Source organism: Ferdinandcohnia sp. SAFN-114, assembly GCF_059415045.1.
The window spans coordinates 1-1211 of sequence record NZ_JBPFDQ010000205.1; the positions used below are offsets into that span (position 1 = coordinate 1).

At 33.4% G+C, this 1211-nt stretch carries 1 protein-coding gene; it reads left to right on the forward strand.

The genetic code is table 11. The annotated features are described in order from the left end of the window. Positions 1 to 477 precede the first annotated feature (477 nt). Positions 478 to 1140 carry a hypothetical protein gene (locus ACR65M_RS26930; RefSeq protein WP_440274948.1) on the forward strand — a complete coding sequence of 221 codons (663 nt, stop codon included), beginning with the start codon at positions 478 to 480 and terminating at the stop codon, positions 1138 to 1140. Positions 1141 to 1211 lie beyond the last annotated feature (71 nt).

Consider the following 1211-nt stretch of genomic DNA (forward strand, 5'->3'; position numbering starts at 1 on the left):
GGATAACTTTACATTGAATACTGTAAAGTCATCCGTTATGGATGGTTAAGATAACCGCATTTTCCTGACGCTACCCCTTGTTGAAGCGAAACGACAATATTTAATAACTTCTGTTTTAGTTTAACTACATGAAACTTTGTAATTACATCCATAAAACAAACTCCTCTTTTCAATTTGCCTAAATTTAATGAGCGAAAGCTATCGCTTACCATCATCTACCACTAACATAAAACTATGTTATTCTGTACATTACTTAAAAATAAGGAAACATGGTACCCCCTACAATCTTATCTTCTTACGTTTAATCTTTTTTTAAAAGGATAAAATGATTAATAAAATAAGTGGAGGAAAAAAATAACAAATTATGAGTCGTTAGCTGAAGAATGGGGAGTATTAAATGCAGACGGGTGGAGTTTAAGAAAAATAGCTCGCAGGTACAATACTACGCACGCCACTATCGCAAGAACTTTAAATAGGATGGATATCGAATATATTAAATGGCATAATAACAAGTTTATTAATATTACTAATGAGACCTTTGGAATTATTACTGCAATTAAACCAGTATCCGTTTCATCTGACGGTAGCTACATTTGGGAGTGCTTTTGTAAATGCAGTCCAGATATAACGTTTTTAGTAAACGGATCCGATTTAAGGCGAGGAAGAAAAAAACATTGCGGTTGTAGTTTCCCAAGGAAGAATAATATTACAAATGTGCAATTCGGAAAGTTAATTGCTATTAAGGATAGTAGGTCTAGAATGTCTGGATCGGTTTTATGGGAGTGTATATGTGTATGCGGTAAACTTACTAAAGTTCCCTACGGAGACTTAGTAAGTGGCCACACCAAATCTTGTGGATGTAGTCGACCAAAAGGAAAGGATCATCCAAGGTGGAATGGTGGAAACTCTGAAGTTAAAATTTATGTAAGAAATAAATTAATCAAATGGAAAGATGATTCTTTAAAAGAATATGGGTACAAATGTGCAGTTACTGGAATAAAAAGCAGGAAGTTGGAAATTTACCATTTAAACAAACCATTTCATTTAATTTTTGAAGAATCTTTAAGGCACTGTGGACTAAAAGCATATGAAAGAATTGGAGACTACACAAATAAGGAATTGGAGTCACTGACAGAATGATGCTAGACTAAAAAGTAGACACAGATTGTTATAATAAATATATCAACTATAACGAGGTGTGTCTGTATGGC

Coding starts and splice junctions, on each gene's coding strand:
- ACR65M_RS26930 (WP_440274948.1), top strand. CDS start 478: ATGGATATCGAATATATTAAATGGCATAATAACAAGTTTATTAATATT.